The organism is Gordonia sp. LMA484, from assembly GCF_058129505.1.
On record NZ_CM176700.1, the window covers coordinates 3,162,481 to 3,178,957 of the forward strand.

General features: G+C 67.3%; 19 protein-coding genes and 1 tRNA gene. 8 read left to right on the forward strand and 12 right to left on the reverse strand.

All coding sequences use genetic code 11. The annotated features are described in order from the left end of the window. Positions 1–164: 164 nt before the first annotated feature. From AC4AMJ_RS13900 to AC4AMJ_RS13915, 4 genes are all read left to right on the forward strand, one after another. Positions 165–1,631, forward strand: coding sequence for an APC family permease (locus AC4AMJ_RS13900; protein WP_489900594.1), 1,467 nt, complete (start codon positions 165–167; stop codon positions 1,629–1,631). A 37-nt stretch (positions 1,632–1,668) separates the two neighbouring features. Next, complete coding sequence (locus AC4AMJ_RS13905; RefSeq protein ID WP_489918316.1) at positions 1,669–3,603, forward strand: primary-amine oxidase; 1,935 nt, start codon at positions 1,669–1,671, stop codon at positions 3,601–3,603. Beyond that, positions 3,593–4,072, forward strand: coding sequence for a hypothetical protein (locus AC4AMJ_RS13910; protein WP_489900592.1), 480 nt, complete (start codon positions 3,593–3,595; stop codon positions 4,070–4,072). The genes AC4AMJ_RS13905 and AC4AMJ_RS13910 overlap by 11 nt, the downstream gene beginning before the upstream one ends. A 66-nt stretch (positions 4,073–4,138) precedes the next feature. Then, positions 4,139–4,738, forward strand: coding sequence for a thymidine kinase (locus AC4AMJ_RS13915; RefSeq protein ID WP_489918317.1), 600 nt, complete (start codon positions 4,139–4,141; stop codon positions 4,736–4,738). A gap of 23 nt (positions 4,739–4,761) precedes the next feature. Here the strand turns inward: AC4AMJ_RS13915 and AC4AMJ_RS13920 are convergent. After that, a tRNA-Leu gene (locus AC4AMJ_RS13920) sits at positions 4,762–4,846 on the reverse strand. A gap of 78 nt (positions 4,847–4,924) precedes the next feature. On the opposite strand from AC4AMJ_RS13920, the gene AC4AMJ_RS13925 reads away from it, so the two are divergent. The 3 genes from AC4AMJ_RS13925 (at position 4,925) to AC4AMJ_RS13935 (ending at position 7,188) form a co-directional block, all read left to right on the forward strand. Further along, complete coding sequence (locus tag AC4AMJ_RS13925) at positions 4,925–5,362, forward strand: transcriptional regulator (protein ID WP_489918318.1); 438 nt, start codon at positions 4,925–4,927, stop codon at positions 5,360–5,362. Next, complete coding sequence (locus tag AC4AMJ_RS13930; RefSeq protein WP_489900589.1) at positions 5,359–5,703, forward strand: DUF3817 domain-containing protein; 345 nt, start codon at positions 5,359–5,361, stop codon at positions 5,701–5,703. Before AC4AMJ_RS13925 ends, AC4AMJ_RS13930 begins: the two co-directional genes overlap by 4 nt. Before the next feature lie 339 nt (positions 5,704–6,042). Next, a complete protein-coding gene (locus tag AC4AMJ_RS13935; RefSeq protein WP_489918319.1) occupies positions 6,043–7,188 on the forward strand; it encodes a glycosyltransferase in 1,146 nt (381 codons plus the stop codon). Here AC4AMJ_RS13935 and rdgB read toward each other — a convergent pair. The 11 genes from rdgB to clpS all read right to left on the reverse strand — a co-directional run bounded on the left by rdgB (position 7,165) and on the right by clpS (position 15,147). After that, a complete protein-coding gene (rdgB, locus tag AC4AMJ_RS13940; RefSeq protein ID WP_489918320.1) occupies positions 7,165–7,782 on the reverse strand; it encodes an RdgB/HAM1 family non-canonical purine NTP pyrophosphatase in 618 nt (205 codons plus the stop codon). The genes AC4AMJ_RS13935 and rdgB overlap by 24 nt on opposite strands. Next, on the reverse strand, positions 7,782–8,537 hold the full coding sequence (gene rph / locus AC4AMJ_RS13945; protein WP_489900586.1) for a ribonuclease PH: 756 nt from the start codon (positions 8,535–8,537) through the stop codon (positions 7,782–7,784). The genes rdgB and rph overlap by 1 nt, the downstream gene beginning before the upstream one ends. 366 nt (positions 8,538–8,903) lie before the next feature. Continuing rightward, positions 8,904–9,671, reverse strand: coding sequence for a cyclic nucleotide-degrading phosphodiesterase (locus AC4AMJ_RS13950; RefSeq protein ID WP_489900585.1), 768 nt, complete (start codon positions 9,669–9,671; stop codon positions 8,904–8,906). 89 nt (positions 9,672–9,760) lie between these two features. Then, positions 9,761–10,561 carry a glutamate racemase gene (gene murI, locus AC4AMJ_RS13955; protein ID WP_489918428.1) on the reverse strand — a complete coding sequence of 267 codons (801 nt, stop codon included), beginning with the start codon at positions 10,559–10,561 and terminating at the stop codon, positions 9,761–9,763. Continuing rightward, on the reverse strand, positions 10,558–11,199 hold the full coding sequence (locus AC4AMJ_RS13960) for a rhomboid family intramembrane serine protease (RefSeq protein WP_489900584.1): 642 nt from the start codon (positions 11,197–11,199) through the stop codon (positions 10,558–10,560). The genes murI and AC4AMJ_RS13960 overlap by 4 nt, the downstream gene beginning before the upstream one ends. Before the next feature lie 135 nt (positions 11,200–11,334). Continuing rightward, entirely contained in the window at positions 11,335–12,321 is a 987-nt protein-coding gene (locus AC4AMJ_RS13965; RefSeq protein WP_489900583.1) for a PLP-dependent cysteine synthase family protein, read from the reverse strand. A 6-nt stretch (positions 12,322–12,327) separates the two neighbouring features. Further along, entirely contained in the window at positions 12,328–12,600 is a 273-nt protein-coding gene (locus AC4AMJ_RS13970; protein ID WP_489900582.1) for a MoaD/ThiS family protein, read from the reverse strand. 3 nt (positions 12,601–12,603) lie between these two features. Further along, positions 12,604–13,011 (reverse strand): M67 family metallopeptidase, encoded by a 408-nt coding sequence (locus AC4AMJ_RS13975; RefSeq protein ID WP_489900581.1) that lies wholly within the window; start codon positions 13,009–13,011, stop codon positions 12,604–12,606. Positions 13,012–13,062: 51 nt separating this feature from the next. After that, positions 13,063–14,223 carry a P1 family peptidase gene (locus AC4AMJ_RS13980; RefSeq protein WP_489900580.1) on the reverse strand — a complete coding sequence of 387 codons (1,161 nt, stop codon included), beginning with the start codon at positions 14,221–14,223 and terminating at the stop codon, positions 13,063–13,065. Beyond that, positions 14,220–14,795 (reverse strand): oxidative stress transcriptional regulator AosR, encoded by a 576-nt coding sequence (aosR, locus tag AC4AMJ_RS13985; protein WP_489900579.1) that lies wholly within the window; start codon positions 14,793–14,795, stop codon positions 14,220–14,222. The genes AC4AMJ_RS13980 and aosR overlap by 4 nt, the downstream gene beginning before the upstream one ends. 19 nt (positions 14,796–14,814) lie before the next feature. Further along, positions 14,815–15,147 (reverse strand): ATP-dependent Clp protease adapter ClpS, encoded by a 333-nt coding sequence (clpS, locus tag AC4AMJ_RS13990; RefSeq protein WP_489900578.1) that lies wholly within the window; start codon positions 15,145–15,147, stop codon positions 14,815–14,817. 20 nt (positions 15,148–15,167) lie between these two features. On the opposite strand from clpS, the gene AC4AMJ_RS13995 reads away from it, so the two are divergent. Further along, the gene (locus AC4AMJ_RS13995; protein ID WP_489918321.1) at positions 15,168–16,472 is read left to right on the forward strand and encodes a nicotinate phosphoribosyltransferase; all 1,305 of its coding nucleotides are present in this window, start codon (positions 15,168–15,170) and stop codon (positions 16,470–16,472) included. Positions 16,473–16,477: the final 5 nt, after the last annotated feature.

Below are 16,477 nucleotides of genomic sequence, written 5' to 3' on the forward strand. Positions count from 1 at the left end.
GACGCGTGACATCGAACGGGTCTGCGCACGGGGAGCTGTCCCACCGGAAAGTCGGGTTCCGTTACGGATCGGCAAAACGACCGCGACCGAGGTCACCAAGGCTGATGTCCGGCAGGCAATGCGGCCCGCCATCCGTCACCCCGCTCCCCATTCTGGAGAATCCCATGGCCTCACTCGATGCCGCCGGCATCGCCCCACCAACGACCGCCGATGCCCGTCCCCGTTCCCTCACCGGCTCGCTCGGCGTCGGCGCGATCGTGTTCATGGTCGTCGCCGCCGCAGCCCCGCTCACGGTGGTCGGCGGCGGCGTCCCGGTTGCGTTCTTACTCGGCAACGGTCCCGGCGTGCCGACGATGTTCGTCGTCGCGGCCGTGGTCCTGTTGTTCTTCGCCGTCGGACTGAGCACCATGGCACGTCATCTGCCGCGGCCCGGGGCATTCTTCACCTATGTGGGCCACGGGCTCGGGCGCCCCCTGGGGCTGGGTACCGCACATCTCGCGCTGCTCACCTACACGATGGTGCAGGCCGCCGTGTACGGCCTGATCGGCACGCTGCTGGCCAAGGCGGTCACCGATCTCGGCGGTCCGTCGATTCCGTGGTGGGTGCTGAGCCTGGCGGTCGCCGCTGTGACGGGCCTGCTCGGTTACCGGCACATCGACCTGAGCTCCAAGGTCCTCGGCGTATTGTTGATCGCCGAGATCGGCATCGTGCTGATCCTCGACGTCGCGATCATGGTGCAGGGCGGCAACGATGGGCTTTCGCTGGTGTCATTCACGCCTGACGCCGTGTTCTCCGGCGCACCCGGGATCGGCCTGATGTTCGCCGTCGCCGGATTCATCGGCTTCGAGGCGACCGCGATCTTCCGCAACGAGGCACGCGACCCCGACCGCACGATCCCGCGGGCCACCTACGTCGCGGTACTGCTCATCGGCGCGTTCTACGCCTTCTCGTCGTGGGCGCTGGTGATGGCGTGGGGCCCGGACAACGTCGTCGAGGCGGCCGCGCAGGACCCGTCCGGGATGATCATGGCCACCGCAGAGACCTACCTCGGCGGCTGGGCGTCGACCACGATCAACATTCTCCTCATCACCTCCCTCTTCGCCTGCATTCTCAGCTTCCACAACGTGCTGTCGCGCTATCAGCACGCGATGGCGGACGCAACCGCGATGCCGTCGCGGCTGGGGTCGGTGCATGCCACCCATCTCTCGCCGCATGTCTCCTCGCTCGTACAGTCGATCACCGCCGGCGTGCTGATCGCGGTGTTCGCAGCGTGCGGGCTCGACCCCGAACTGCAGGTGTTCGCCTGGTTCTCCGGGCTCGCCACCCTCGGCATCGTCGTGCTGATGGCGTTGACCTGCCTGGCGGTGCTCGTCTACTTCCGGCGTGTGGCTCAATCGGCCGGGCGATGGCAGACGCTCGTGGCACCGGCGATCGGTCTGGTCGGTCTCATCGGAATCCTCATCACCGTCGTCGCGAACTTCCCCACCCTGATCGGTGGATCGACTGTTCTGGCATACGTCTTCATGGCCTTGGTCGTCGGGGCCGTGCTCCTCGGTGTCGGGCAGGCTCTCGTCATCCGACGTCGCGACGCGCAGGCCTATTCGGCACTGACCGAGGCGATCTCGGTCTGACCTCCACCACCACTCTTCTTCCGAGAAAGGACCTTTCATGACCACCCTCGACAACGCACCCGCCCCCCGCGCGGTGGCCCATCCCCTGGGTAGCCTCACCGCGGACGAGATCATCTCCGCGCGAGCGCTTCTGACCGATGCCGGCCACGTGTCCACGACCACGCGATTCGTCTACGTCGGTCTCGACGAGCCCGACAAAGCCGAGGTGCTGGCCTTCGAGGCCGGCGACGGTCCCGCCCCCGACCGACGGGTCCGGGCGATGATGCTCGACATGGCCACCGGCCATGCCGTCGACGCCGTCGTATCCCTGACCGGCGCGACCGTACTCGCCGCGGACGAAGTGGATTCCGCGGTCGGCCAGCTCCCCATCCTCGACGCGGAGTTCGAGATCGTCGCCGAGTTCCTCGCGACCGAGCCCCGCTGGATCGAGGCGCTTGCCAAGCGTGGCGTCGATCCGACGAAAACCGTTGCGGTGCCGCTGTCGGCGGGCACCTATGACAACCCGAACGAGGCGGGCAAACGCATCATCCGGTCGTTCGCCTTCGTCCAGGACCACGAGAAGGATCTGCCGTGGGCCCACCCGGTCGACGGACTGTGCGCCTACGTCGACATCATCAACCGCGAGTTGATCGATCTGGTCGACTATCGGGTCTTCGATGTGCCTGCCGAATCCGGGAACTTCGACACCCCCGAGGTCGCCGGCCCGCCGCTTGAAGGGCTCAAACCCATCGAGATCACCCAGCCCGAAGGGCCGAGCTTCACCGTCGACGGGGAGCACATCGAATGGACCAACTGGAGTCTCGACATCTCCTATGACCAGCGTGAGGGCCTCATCCTGCGCAAGCTGAAATATCAGGGTCGCGACGTCATGTATCGGGCCTCGATCAACGAGATGGTCGTGCCCTACGGGGATCCGTCACCGAACCGCTACTGGCAGAACTACTTCGACACCGGCGAGTATGTGTTCGGACGTTACGCCAACGAGCTGACCCTGGGCTGCGACTGCCTCGGCGAGATCCACTACTTCGACGCCACCCTGCCCGACGAGCAGGGCAGCCCCCGCACCGTCAAGAACGCGGTGTGCATGCACGAGGAGGATTACGGGACGCTCTGGAAGCACACCGACATCTTCACCGGGATGAGCGAGGTGCGTCGTCAACGCCGGCTGGTGATCAGCTTCTTCACCACCGTCGGCAACTATGACTACGGCTTCTACTGGCACCTGTACCTCGACGGCACCATCGAACTCGAGGCCAAGCTGACCGGCATGGCGTTCACCGCCGCCTACCCCGAAGAGGGCTCGGACTACCAGAGCCTCGTCGCGCCGGGCCTCGGATTGCCCTATCACCAGCACCTTTTCAGCGCCCGTCTGGACATGACGGTCGACGGCACGGCGAATGCCGTCGAGGAGGTCGACGCGGTGCGGGTGCCGATGGGCGAGGGTAATCCGTGGGGCAATGCGTTCACGGTGGCCAAGACCCGTATCGAGACGGAGTCCGACGCCGCGCGCGTCGCCGACGCCTCGTGCGGACGCACCTGGCACATCGTCAACACGGAGAAGACCGGGCGGATGGGCCACCACCCGGCCTACGCTCTGCACGCCGAACAGACACCGACGCTGCTGGCGGACCCGGCGTCGTCGGTGGCCGGTCGCGCCGCGTTCACCACCAAACAGCTCTGGGTGACCCGCTACGATCGCAACGAACGTTATGCGGCAGGTGATTTCGTCAACCAGAGCGCACTGGGCAATGGCCTGCCCGCGTATCAGGCGGCAGATCGTTCGGTCGACGGCGAGGACATCGTGGTGTGGCACACCTTCGGGCTCACACACTTCCCGCGCACCGAGGACTGGCCAATCATGCCGACCGACTACGCCGGATTCACGTTGAAGCCGTACAACTTCTGCGATGCCAGCCCGGTGATGAACGTCCCGCCCACCGCGGCCAAGCACTGCCACGGCCATGGCGGCTGACCTGTACGCCGCCCGCGGGTTCGCGCCGTCGATCCGGATACCATGTGGTGCCCGGATCGCCGGGGCCGCAGCCCTCGGGTTGGCCCTCGTCTCCGCTGCAGCGCACCTGCGGGCACTCGGCCATCTGGGCCTGTTCGCCGACATCGTCTCGCTGATCATGGCCGCCGGCTGCGTGGCATGCGGCGTCCACCTCGTTCGCCATCCGTCGGCGAGGGCGTGGGCGATCACGGCGACGATGGCGGCGGCGATGCTCGCGGTACATCTGACCGCGATGAGCGGCTCGATGTCGATGTCAGGGTCGATGGCGGGCCATCACCGTCACATGCCATCGACAATGGGAGCCGGAGCGATGTCGGGCCCTGCGATGCCGATCGATCCGACGATGACTGTGATCATGATCGCGACGAGTGGCGAGTTGGTGTTCGCGCTGGCGGCGCTCTGGCTGACCACTCGACGACGCGCGAGCTGAGCCTGGACCGGATGTGGGTGCGCGATCATCGGGCGCACCCCCATCCGGTGCGGCACAATCGTGCCGATGAACTCCGGGGCGCAACTGATCTTCTACTACGGGCCGATGGGTGTCGGGAAGTCGACGTTCGCGCTGCAGACGCACTTCAATCAGGGCGCGCAGGGACGATCAGGGATGCTGATCACGCAATGTGACCGCTCCGGAGAGCCCATGGTGACGAGTCGTATCGGTCTGCGCGCCCCGGCGGTAATCGTGAGTGAGGATGACGACATCTACGACGTCGTCATCACCCGCCATACCGGCGAGCCCCTCGATTTCGTCGTCTGCGACGAGGCGCAGTTCTTGTCCCCCGCCCAGGTGGAGCAGCTCGCGCGCGTCGTCGACGACCTCGGCCTCGACGTCTTCGCCTTCGGTCTGCTCAGCGATTTCAAGTCGACGTTGTTCGCCGGGTCCGCTCGCCTCATCGAACTCGCCGATGCGGCTCATCGGATGCAGGCAACCGTCCTGTGCTGGTGCGGCCGGCCGGGGTACCTGAACGCTCGGATCGTCGACGGACGGGTCGCGCGGACCGGAGAACTGGTCGCCGTCGGCGACACCCTGGAAGGGCCGGTCGTGTATCAGCCGCTGTGTCGTCGGCACTACTTCGACGGGCAACTGGGGACCTGAATCACGGATCGTCGTAATCCTCATGGTGCGCGAGGCGGGACTTGAACCCGCACGTCCTTAGACACTGGAACCTAAATCCAGCGCGTCTGCCAATTCCGCCACTCGCGCGTGTCGCCGGCCACACCGGCGCCTGCGTCAGCCTACCGCCCGCGAGTCGATCACCGCTGGCCAGGTACCGTCGAGGGTATGGAATCGTCGTCGCCCGCCCCTCGGCGACGCCACCGTCCGGCGCTCATCGCCCTGGTGGTCGTCGCCGCCCTGGCCTGTCTCGTGTTGGCCTGGTGGCAGTGGGATCGGTATGAGTCGGCGTCGGGCACCGCACAGAACCTCGGCTACGCGCTGCAGTGGCCCGCATTCGCCGCCGCGGTGATCTATGCCTACCGGCGGTTCGTGGTTCTGGAGAGCGATCCGGACGAGCAACGCAAAATCGCCCCCGACGCCAAGGGCGCCACGGAGATCCCCTCCGGCATCTTGCCGGAGCGTCCGACCACCCCGAGTGCGTCCTCGCTCACGTCGGCTCCCACAGCGGATGACGACTCCACATTGGCCGACTACAACTCCTATCTGGCCGATCTCGATCGCGCCGAATCATCCCAACGCAGCAGTGAGGAACAACGCAGTTGACCGAAACCACCAACTCGACGACCGGAACTCCTGTGGCGAAGGTGCGCGGCGCATTGTTGAGGTACCGCATCCTGGCCTGGATCACCGGTCTGTGGTTGCTCCTGCTGGTCACCGAATTGATCCTGAAGTACGGGTTCGACGTCGATGCGCTGGATTTCGTACCGATCGTGCACGGCTGGGTCTACTTCGTCTATCTGATCTTCACGATCGATCTCGCCATCAAGGTCCGGTGGCCACTCGCGAAGATCATTGTCACCGCGATCGCGGGCACGATCCCGTTCCTCTCCTTCTGGTTCGAGCACATCCGCACCAAGGAAGTGAAGGCCCAGTACAACCTCTGACGAGGTCGGTGCCCGGTTCTGTTGCCGGGGTTTCGGGTTCTGTCGGCGCGATTCCGGGTTCTCTCGGCGCGGTTTCGGGTTCCGTTGGCGGGGTTTCGGGTTCTCTCGGCGCGATTCCGGGTTCCGTCGGCGCGGTTTTGGGTTCTGTCGGCGGGGTTTCGGGTTCTCTCGGCGCGATTCCGGGTTCCGTCGGCGCGGTTTTGGGTTCCGTCGGCGCGGTTTCGGGTTCTCTCGGCGGGGCTTTGGGTTCCGTCGGCGCGGCCACAGTTCATGCACTGATCGGGAAACCATGACGCTGTGGTCGATGCCGGTTCATCCGGATCCGACCACATTGTGCAGGTGCGCATCGTGCAGCTCGCCAATTTCTACGGCGCCCGATCAGGTGGCCTGAAGACCGCCGTCGATCGGTGGGGCGCCGGGTACGTCGGCGCTGGTCACGAGGTGATCCTGGTCGTTCCGGGTGCCGCCGACCACGCCGAGACCCTGCCCAACGGGGTGCACCGGATCGCAGTACATGCCCCGCGACTGCCCTTCTCGGGCGGCTACCGCGTGGCACCGGCCCGACGGGTGGCCGACATCCTTCGTCATCTCCGCCCCGACTCACTCGAGGTGTCGGATCGGCTGACGCTACGCGGGTTCGGTCGGTGGGCCCACGATCATGACATCGCGGCGACGATGGTGTCGCACGAACGGCTCGACCGACTACTCGGGATGGCCATGCCCGGGCCGGGGGCCCGAGCCCTCGCCGACGAGGCCAACCGCCGCACCGCACTGTCCTTCGACACCGTGGTGTGCACCACGGGTTTCGCCGCCGCCGAGTTCCATCGCATCGGCGCGACCAATGTCGCCCACGTGCCGCTCGGTGTCGATCTCGATGTCTTCGATCCTCGCCATGCCGATCCCGCCGTCGGCGCCCGGTTCGTCGACGACACCACCACCCTCATCACCCATTGCGGTCGGCTCTCCCCGGAGAAACGCGCCGACCGCAGTATCGACGCGATCGCCCGACTGCACGGCTCGCGTCGCCGAGTGCATCTCGTGGTGGCCGGCGACGGCCCTCGACGACCGTCCCTCGAGCGGGCGGCCCGTGGCCTCCCCGTCACCTTTCTCGGACACGTCGCCGACCGCGCTCAGGTCGCCGCGCTGCTGGCAACCACCGAGATCTCTCTGGCGCCGGGACCGCACGAGACGTTCTGCCTGTCCGCGCTCGAGTCGCTGGCCTCCGGGACACCTGTGGTTGCCTCCAGGTCATCGGCGGTGGCGGGCATGGTCGACGCCACCTGCGGGGCGTTGGCCGACAACTCGGGTACGGCATTCGCCGACGCGATCGAGCAGGTCCTCGAACTCCCCCGCATCGAACGTGAATCGGCCGCGCGCCGACGAGCCGCCAGATATCGATGGCCGGACTCCATCACCCGGATGCTCGCCGTCCATCGTGGTCTCGCCACGTACCAGCGGCCGTCAGGAGCGGGCGAGTTCGGCTAACGCGGGCACCAGCTGGGCCAGCGCCTTACCCCGGTGGCTCAGCGCATCCTTCTCGGACGCCGAGAGTTCGGCCGACGAACGCCCCTGTGCCGCGGCGTCGTCGGGCACGAACAGCGGATCGTACCCGAACCCGTTGTCGCCGCGCGGGGCTCGCAGTATCGTCCCCCGCCACTCGCCACGCACCACGTTCTGCTCCCCCGTCGGGAGAACCAGAGCGCATGCGGACACGAACGCCGCGCCGCGCCGATCGTCGGGCACATCGCCGATCTGCGCGAGCAACAGGTCGTTGTTTCCCCGGTCGTCGCCGTGACGTCCCGACCAGCGCGCTGACAACACCCCGGGCATGCCGTTGAGGGCATCCACTGCCAGGCCCGAATCATCGGCGAGACAGGCCAACCCGGTCGCACGTGCACCGGAGACGGCCTTGATGATCGCGTTCTCCTCGAACGTCGCGCCGGTCTCGGGCTCTTCCGGATAGTCGTCGACGGCATCGAGACCGACGACATCGATACCGGTGATCCCTGCGGCGTCGAGCACTCGCTGCAGTTCTGCCAGCTTCTTCGCGTTGCGGCTGGCGACGAGGACGGTCGCCATCAGGACTTGGACGGGAGCCGGCCGGGATACGGTGCGGCGAGCACCTCACGCTGCGCCTCGAACAACTTGTCGGTCCCCACCATCGCCATGTCGAGCAGCTTGTCGAGGGTCGCCCGGGGGAAGGTCGCGCCCTCACCGGTGCCCTGCACCTCGACGAGAGTGCCGGCGTCGGTGGCCACCACGTTCATGTCCACCTCGGCGCGCGAGTCCTCTTCGTACGGAAGATCAAGTCGGACACGGCCGTCGACGACCCCGACGCTGACCGCCGCGATCATGCACGACAGCGGCTGCGGGTCGCTCAGCCTGCCGGCCGCTTTGAGCCAGGTCACTGCGTCGGACAGCGCCACGTACGCACCGGTGATCGCCGCGGTGCGGGTACCGCCGTCGGCCTGCAGCACATCGCAATCGATCGCCACGGTGTTCTCACCGAGGGCCCCGAGGTCGATGCACGCACGCAGCGATCTCCCCACGAGTCGGCTGATCTCGTGGGTGCGGCCGCCGATCTTGCCCTGCGTCGATTCGCGCCGGGACCGCTCGTGTGTCGACGACGGCAGCATCGCGTACTCCGCGGTCAGCCAGCCCAGACCTGATCCGCGCCGCCACGGCGGCACCCCTTCGGTCACGCTCGCGGTGCACATCACCCGCGTGTCACCGAACTCCACGAGCACAGAGCCCGCCGGATGACTGGTGAATCCGCGGGTGAACGTGATCGGTCGGAGTTCGTCGTCGGTCCTGCCGTCAGCTCGTTTCGTCACGGCCCCAACTCTAACGATGCGGGGTCCGTGGCGATCGAGGCGGGAGTGGGCGGGGGCGCGGGAGCGGCCCTTCGTGACAGTCCTTCGCTAGCGCTCCGGACTTCCTCAGGGACCGAGGGTTGACCCGAGTGGCCGACGAACCAAGAGACGCGGCGTCCACCGCCGATCGAGTGCCGACCAACCAAGTGAGGAGCGTCCACCGCCGATCGAGTGCCGACCAACCAAGTGAGGAGCGTCCACCGCCGATCGAGTGCCGACCAACCAAGTGAGGAGCGTCCACCGCCGATCGAGTAGCCGACCAACCAAGTGAGGAGCGTCCATCGCTGATCGAGTAGCCGACGAACGTAGTGAGGAGGCGTATCGAGATCACGGCACCAGGTCGAAGACCTGACCGGGCCGGACCAGGTCGACGGGGCCGGCGAAGGTGGAGCGCGCCTCCGCAAGGATCTCCTCCGGGTCGAACCAGGGAGCCAGATGGGTCAGAGCCAGCGCCCGAACCCCGGCCTTGGTCGCGATCTGACCTGCCTCGTAGCCGGACAGATGCAGGTTCGGCGGCCGGTCATCGGGCGCGTGGGTCCAGGTGGCCTCGCAGAGGAAGATGTCGGCGCCCTGCGCCACATCGACGACCTCGTCGCACATCGCGGTGTCGCCGCTGTAGGCGATCACCTGCCCCTCCGGACCGGTGAAGCGTAGGCCGAACGTCTCCGGCGGATGGTTCACCTTGACCGGTTTCACCTCGAGTCCGTGCAGCGACACCTCGGTACCCTCCTCCCATTCGATGGTGTCGAAGGTGTCGGAGATGTCGTCGACCTCGCCGGGTAGCTCCGAGGACGCCGCACCGACGCGCTGCGCGGTACCAACCGGCCCGTACAGGGTGGCTCGGCCCGGCGCGGGACGAGGGGCGTAACGCCGCCACACCAACATCGCCGGCAGGTCCAGGCAGTGGTCGGCGTGCAGGTGGCTCAGCACGACATCGACGTCGACCGGATCGACATACCGTTGCAGTTCGGTGAGGACGCCCGGGCCACAGTCCATCAGCACCGGCCGCTGTCCTTCGACGGACAACAGGTAGCCCGAGCAGGCGGAACCGGGTCCACCGACACTGCCGGAACACCCGAGGACCGTGAGACGCATACGCCCTACTGTGCCACGCGGCCCCGGGCATGCGAACGCATACGGGTCACAAGTCTCCAACGATGAGCCGGGCGGCCCCAGAGGCGTGTCTAGAGATGCTGCACCTGCCCGATGGCGGGCCCGAGAAACCGTGTCGAGAGTCGGGCGAAGAACTCCGGGTCCCCGGTCGCCCGGAACTCACGCACCGCGTCCCGGTCGGTGTGCGGATGGAGCAAGTCGAGCTCGGTCAACACCCGGAAGAGGTCCTTCGCGGTCTCCTCGGCGCTAGACACCAGGGTGACCTGGTCGCCCATGGCGAGCTGGATGACCCCGGAGAGCAGCGGATAGTGCGTGCAGCCCAGGACCACGGTGTCCACGTCGGCCTCTTGCAAGGGCTCGAGATATCCCTGGGCGAGGCCGAGGATCTGGCGACCGCTGGTGATCCCCCGTTCGACGAAGTCGACGAACCGCGGACACGCGACCGCGGTGATCTCGACGTCACGGGCGGCGGCGAACGAATCCTGGTAAGCACGTGAGGAGATGGTCGCCTGGGTGCCGATGACCCCGATCCGGCCGGTCTTCGTGGCCACCACGGCGCGGCGCACGGCGGGCAGGATCACCTCGATCACCGGGATCGGGGCATAGCGTTCGCGGGCATCCCGCAGACAGGCGGCCGACGCCGTATTGCAGGCGATGACAAGAGCTTTCACACCCCGTTCGGCCAAGTCATCGCCGATTGCGAGGGCATGTCGCCGGATGTCCGGGATGGCCAGCGGACCGTAGGGACCGTTGGCGGTGTCACCGATGTAGATGACGTCCTCGTCCGGGAGCAGGTCGATGATGGCGCGCGCCACCGTCAAACCGCCCACACCGGAGTCGAAGATCCCGATGGGAGCATCTTGGGCCGTTATGACCGCACCCCCAGGGTCTGTTGCGGCGGCCCGGTGGGCCTGCGCCGATCGCGGGACGCGAGATACCAGGCGGCCAACACCCCGCCGAGAGCACCGAACAGATGTCCCTGCCAGGAAACGCCGGGAGTGGTCGGCAACACCCCCCAGAGCACCGATCCGTAGATCAGGAACAGGACCACCCCGCCGAGGATCTGCCAGATGTCGCGGTTGAACAGACCTCGGATGAGCAGATAGGTCAGCCACCCGAAGATGACCCCGGATGCGCCGACGGTGACGGTGTACGGCGGCGCGAACAACCACACCCCCAGGCCGGACACCACCCACACGATGGCGGTGACGATCAGGAAACGTCGAGCCATGAGCAACAGGAATCCGAGCACCAGTCCCGGGATCAGATTGGCGATCAGGTGTTGCCAGTCCGCGTGCAGAAGCGGTGCCCACAGGATGCCGTCAAGACCGTCGACCTGCCGCGGCTCGATGCCGGCCTCGTCGAGGTCGTAATGAGTGGCAGCGTCGATCGCTTCGATGATGAACAACAGCGCGGTGATCGCGGCCATGATCGCAACCGAGCGCAGCCACAACGGGCGTGGCTTGTTACGCGCGGTGCCCGAACCCGAGGGCGCGGGGTTGGTGGTCATGGCTCTTCCTGTCGGTGTCGGTTCGGCGCGGCGTGCGGGGGGGGTTTCGATACGCGACGGGCTCGCACGCTCGCTCGCCGCTACTCAACCAGCAGTAGCTCGACGGGCTCGCTTGCCTGGTCGACGATCAATCACTCACGCCCAGAGCTGTCCTTCGAGTGCCTGCTCTGCCTGCTCCAGGCTACCTTCGTACGCGCCGGTGCTCAGATATTTCCATCCGGCATCGGGGATGACCAGGCCGATGTCGGCCCGTTCACCCTTCTTGAGCGCGCTGCGTCCGATACCCCGGGCGGCCTGCAGGATCGCGCCGGTGGAGATGCCGGCGAAGATCCCCTCGGTGTCGATGAGTTCGCGCACACGGGCTACGGCGTCTACTCCCTGGACCGAGAACCGCCGGGTCAGCACAGAATCGTCGTAGAGCTCCGGGACGAAGCCCTCGTCGATGTTGCGCAGTCCGTAGACCTCGTCCCCGTAGCGGGGTTCGGCGGCGACGATCTGGATCTCGGGATTCTGTTCTCGCAGGTAGCGGCCCACCCCCATCAGGGTTCCGGTGGTGCCCAGGCCTGCCACGAAGTGGGTGATCTCGGGCAGGTCCGCGTACAGCTCCGGTCCGGTGCCCTCATAGTGCGAGAGCATGTTGGCCTCGTTCCCGTACTGGTAGAGCATCACCCAGTCGGGATGGTCGGCAGCGAGTTCCTTGGCCATCGCCACCGCGGTGTTCGATCCGCCCGCGGCTGGTGACGAGATCACCTGGGCGCCGAACATCGTCAGCAGCGAGCGGCGCTCCTCCGACGTGTTCTCGGGCATCACGCAGATCAGCTGATAGCCCTTGAGCTTGGCGGCCATCGCCAGCGAGATGCCGGTGTTACCGCTGGTCGGCTCGAGGATCGTGGAGCCCGGCGCCAGCAATCCGTCCCGCTCGGCCTGCTCGATCATCCGCAGCGCGGGGCGATCCTTGATCGACCCGGTGGGGTTGCGGTCCTCGAGCTTCGCCCACAGCCGTACGTGCGGGCCTCCATCGGGATCCCCGGGGTCGGAATCCTCCCACCGCGGTGAGAGACGCTGCAGCCCGATGAGCGGGGTGTGACCGACCGACTCGATCAGTGAGGTGTAGCGAGCCACCGACGACTATCCCCCCGCGACCGCGGGCAGGATCGTCACATCGTCGCCGTCGTCGACGCTGGTGTCGAGGCCGCCGGAGAACCGCACGTCCTCGTCGTTGACATAGATGTTGACGAAACGGTGGAGCTTGCCGTCGGCGACGAGCCGATCCTTGAGCCCCGGGTTGGCCGTCTCGAGGTTGTCGATGACCTCCGACAACGTCGACCCGGTGGCCTCGACGCGCTTCTCACCTCCCGTGTGGGTGCGCAAGATGGTCGGGATGGACACGGTTACCGCCATTGGTCAGCTCCTGATCTCGATCGACTCTTCGGTCACCACACCATCGACGATGCGATAGCTGCGGATCTCTGCGTTCTCGGCGTCCCGGGTGGACACCAGCACGTAATGGGCGTTGGGTTCACTGGCGTAGGAGATGTCGGTCCGGCTCGGGTAGGCCTCGGTGGCCGTGTGGGAGTGATAGATCACCACCGGCTCCTCGTCGAGGCGATCCATCTCCCGCCAGACCTTCAGTTGTTCGCCGGAGTCGAAGCGATAGAACGTCGGCGAGCGCTCCGCGTTGGTCATCGCGACGAAGCGTTCGGGACGATCCGACCCCTCAGGTCCGGCGATGATGCCGCACGCCTCGTCCGGGTGGTCGGCGCGTGCGTGCGCCACCATCGCATCGACCAACTCCTGACCGATCGTCAGCACGTTCAACTCCTCCTCAGGCATCAGGTCTGGGCAACGCCCCGGCGACCGGGGCTATTCCGCCGACCCACGGTAGCCACCCGCCGCGGACGGCAGGACGTCGGCGTAGGCAGGTATGCCTGCCACGGGCCGGGCGGCGACGACCGCTGCGACGATCGCGCGCTGGACGACGACGGCGGCCACCCGACAGACCTCGGCAAGCAGCGCGACGTCGGGATTCATCCCGTCGGGGACCGGTGGCTGTTCCGGACGGTGCGCGCGGGTCGCGACCGCGAAGAGGGTGTCGCCGTCCAGTGGCGAGTGCGCGGGCACGATTGCGCGCGCCAGGCCGTCGTGACCGGCCATCGCCACCCGTCTCGTCGCGGCGGCGTCGAGCACGGCGTCGGTGGCGATCACACCGATCGTCGTGTTCAGCACCGTCTGTTTGGCCGCCAGTTCCGCGTACCGGGCGATCTCCTCGCGCACCGGCCGGCGGAGCCGGAGCTGATCGAGGTCGGTATCGGTTGCCGCCCAGGGCAACCCGGACGCGGGATCGACGACGGACCCGACCGGATTCGCCACCACCAACGCGCCGACCGTGACACCCTCGGCCGGTCCGTCACCGATGGTCATCGACGCCGTTCCGACCCCGCCCTTCACCGCACCGGCACGTGCGCCGGCCCCCGCTCCCACGCTGCCGACCTCGAAGTCACTCGCCACCGCCGCCAAGGCGCGACGGCCGAAGTCGGCGTCCGGCCGGCATTCCCAGGCACCGACCGGCAGATCGAAGATCACCGCGGCGGGCACGATCGGGACGACGTGGCCCCGGTCGTCCATGGGTAGGCCCACCCCACTCGCCTCCAGCCCGGCCATCACGCCGTCGGCCGCGGCCAGTCCGAACGCGCTACCGCCGGTCAGCACGATCGCGTGTGCCGTCTGCACCGTGTTGGCGGGATCGAGCAGATCGGTCTCCCGCGTGCCCGGTCCCCCACCGCGTACATCGACCGCGCACACCGCGTCGGGTGCATCGATCCGCACGACCGTGGTGCCGGTCGCCCACCCCCGCCCCTCGGTCCCGCCGCCGTCGTCGAGATCACCCTTCTCGGTGTCGTCGGTTGAGCCGGCAGCCGCAGGCTCGGCCACGCGCGCATCGCCGTCGATCCGGTGGTGGTGGCCGACCGAGATGCCGGCCACGTCGGTGATCCGGTCGCCCTGCGGCGCGATCACCGGGGTCACATCAACGACTCGACGAGAAGTTCCTGCATGACCGTGAGCCAGTGATAGACGTCGAGGTGCGCGGCATGCGGATGGTCGGGCGGCAGCTGATCGGGGGTGTCCTCCGATATCCCCAGCATCGCGCCGAGCGCCAACCGGACGTCGTTGAGCGCGGTCAGCCACTGCATTGCCTGTTCCTCGGTGAGCGCGAGGTCACCGCCGCCCCGCGGCAGCGTGTCCAACACGACGTCGGCGGCCGTCATCTTCGCCGCGATGATGTGTGGTTCGTGCAGACTGCGCAGTGCGCTGTTGACGTCGCCGTTCACCATGTCAGCGGTGAGCTCTCGCTCTTGGTCGGGGCGGTGGAAGTCGGGTAGCAGACGGCCCAGCGTCACGTCGGTCGGCGCGTCCTTGTGCCCGGTCGGGATCCCGGTCAGGTCGGACAGCTCGTCACGGGGTGCGGTGGATTCTCGCTCGGCGAGCAGCTCGTGCATCGATGTCACCATCGACGCCAGCAGTTCGACCTCATGCGGGTCGAGCTGCGAACAGATGCGCATCGCCGAGCCCCGACCCTTGCGTTTCCAGGTACGCACGTGGTGTGCCGATCCCCGCTCAGGTGTCCCGCTGCATGGTGGCCCAGAGGCCCGCCGCGTGCAGCTTGCGGACATCGCCCTCCACCTTGTCGCGCTCACCGGCGGAGACGACGGCCTTGCCCTCGTTGTGGACCTGCATCATCAGTTCGTTGGCCCGCGCCTCGGAGTATCCGAAGATCTTCTGGAACACGAAGGTGACGTAGCGCATGAGGTTGACGGGGTCGTCCCATACGATCGTCACCCACGGACGATCCAGCGACGTCGCACCTTCGGCCACGCCGGGATCCGCCACCGCGGTGCCTCCCGGAGATCCCGGGGTAGCCTCGTGCGCACGAGTTACGTCAGGCGCCATACGACCAAGGGTAAGCGATTGTGAGCATCGACAACACCGCCCTGCTGACCGATCAGTACGAACTGACCATGGTCTCTGCCGCATTGCGTCATCCGATGGCGCAGCGGCCATGCGTGTTCGAGGTGTTCGCCCGTCGCCTGCCCGACGGCCGGCGATACGGGGTGGTGGCCGGTACCGGACGCGTGCTGGAGGAGTTGGCCGACTTCCGGTTCGGTGACGACGAACTGGCGGTGGTGCGTCGGTTCCTGGACGACGACACCGTCGAGTGGCTGCGGAACTACCGGTTCACCGGCGACATCGACGGATACCGCGAGGGCGAACTGTACTTTCCCGGCTCCCCGATCCTGACCGTCCGCGCGAGCTTCGCCGAAGGCGTTCTGCTCGAGACACTCATCCTGTCGATCCTCAACCACGACAGTGCGATCGCGTCGGCAGCGGCACGCATGGTCAGTGCCGCCGGTTCGCGGCCGATCATCGAGATGGGTTCGCGACGCACCCACGAACGTGCCGCGGTGTCCAGCGCGCGTGCCGCGTATCTCGCGGGGGTGGCGGCCACGTCGAATCTCGAGGCCGCCCGAACCTATGGGGTACCCAGCGCCGGCACCGCGGCCCACGCGTTCACCCTCGGCTTCACCGGACCCGACGGCCCGGACGAGAAGGCGGCGTTCGCCGCGCAGATCGATGCCCTGGGCATCGGCACCACTCTGCTCGTCGACACCTACGACATCACCAGGGGTGTACGCAACGCCATCGAGGTCGCCGGGCCCGAGCTCGGGGGCGTCCGGATCGATTCCGGCGACCTCGGCGTACTGGCCCGGCAGGTGCGCGACCAATTGGATTCCCTCGGCGCCCACCGCACCAAGATCGTCGTCTCCGGCGACCTCGACGAATATGCGATCGCGTCGCTGCGCGCCGAACCGGTCGACACCTACGGCGTCGGCACGTCGCTGGTGACCGGCAGCGGCGCACCGACCGCGGGCATGATCTACAAGCTCGTCGAGGTCGACGGACTGCCGGTGGCCAAGCGGGCGAGCCACAAGGAATCCAAGGGCGGCGCCAAGACCGCGGTGCGTTCGGCCCGCTCGTCGGGCACCATCGTCGAGGAGATCCTCTATCGCGCGACCGAACCGGCGCCCGCAGCCGATGGATTCACGTTGCGCCCGTTGCAGATCCCTCTCGTCCGCGGGGGCGATCCGGTCGACGGGCTGCCGACGCTCGGCGAGGGCCGAGAGTATCTCGCCGACGCGTTGGTGAGCCTGCCGTGGGAAGGGCTCGGCCTGTCCCACGGAGATCCCGCCGTCCCCACCCGTTTCATCCTCGGCTAGGAAGG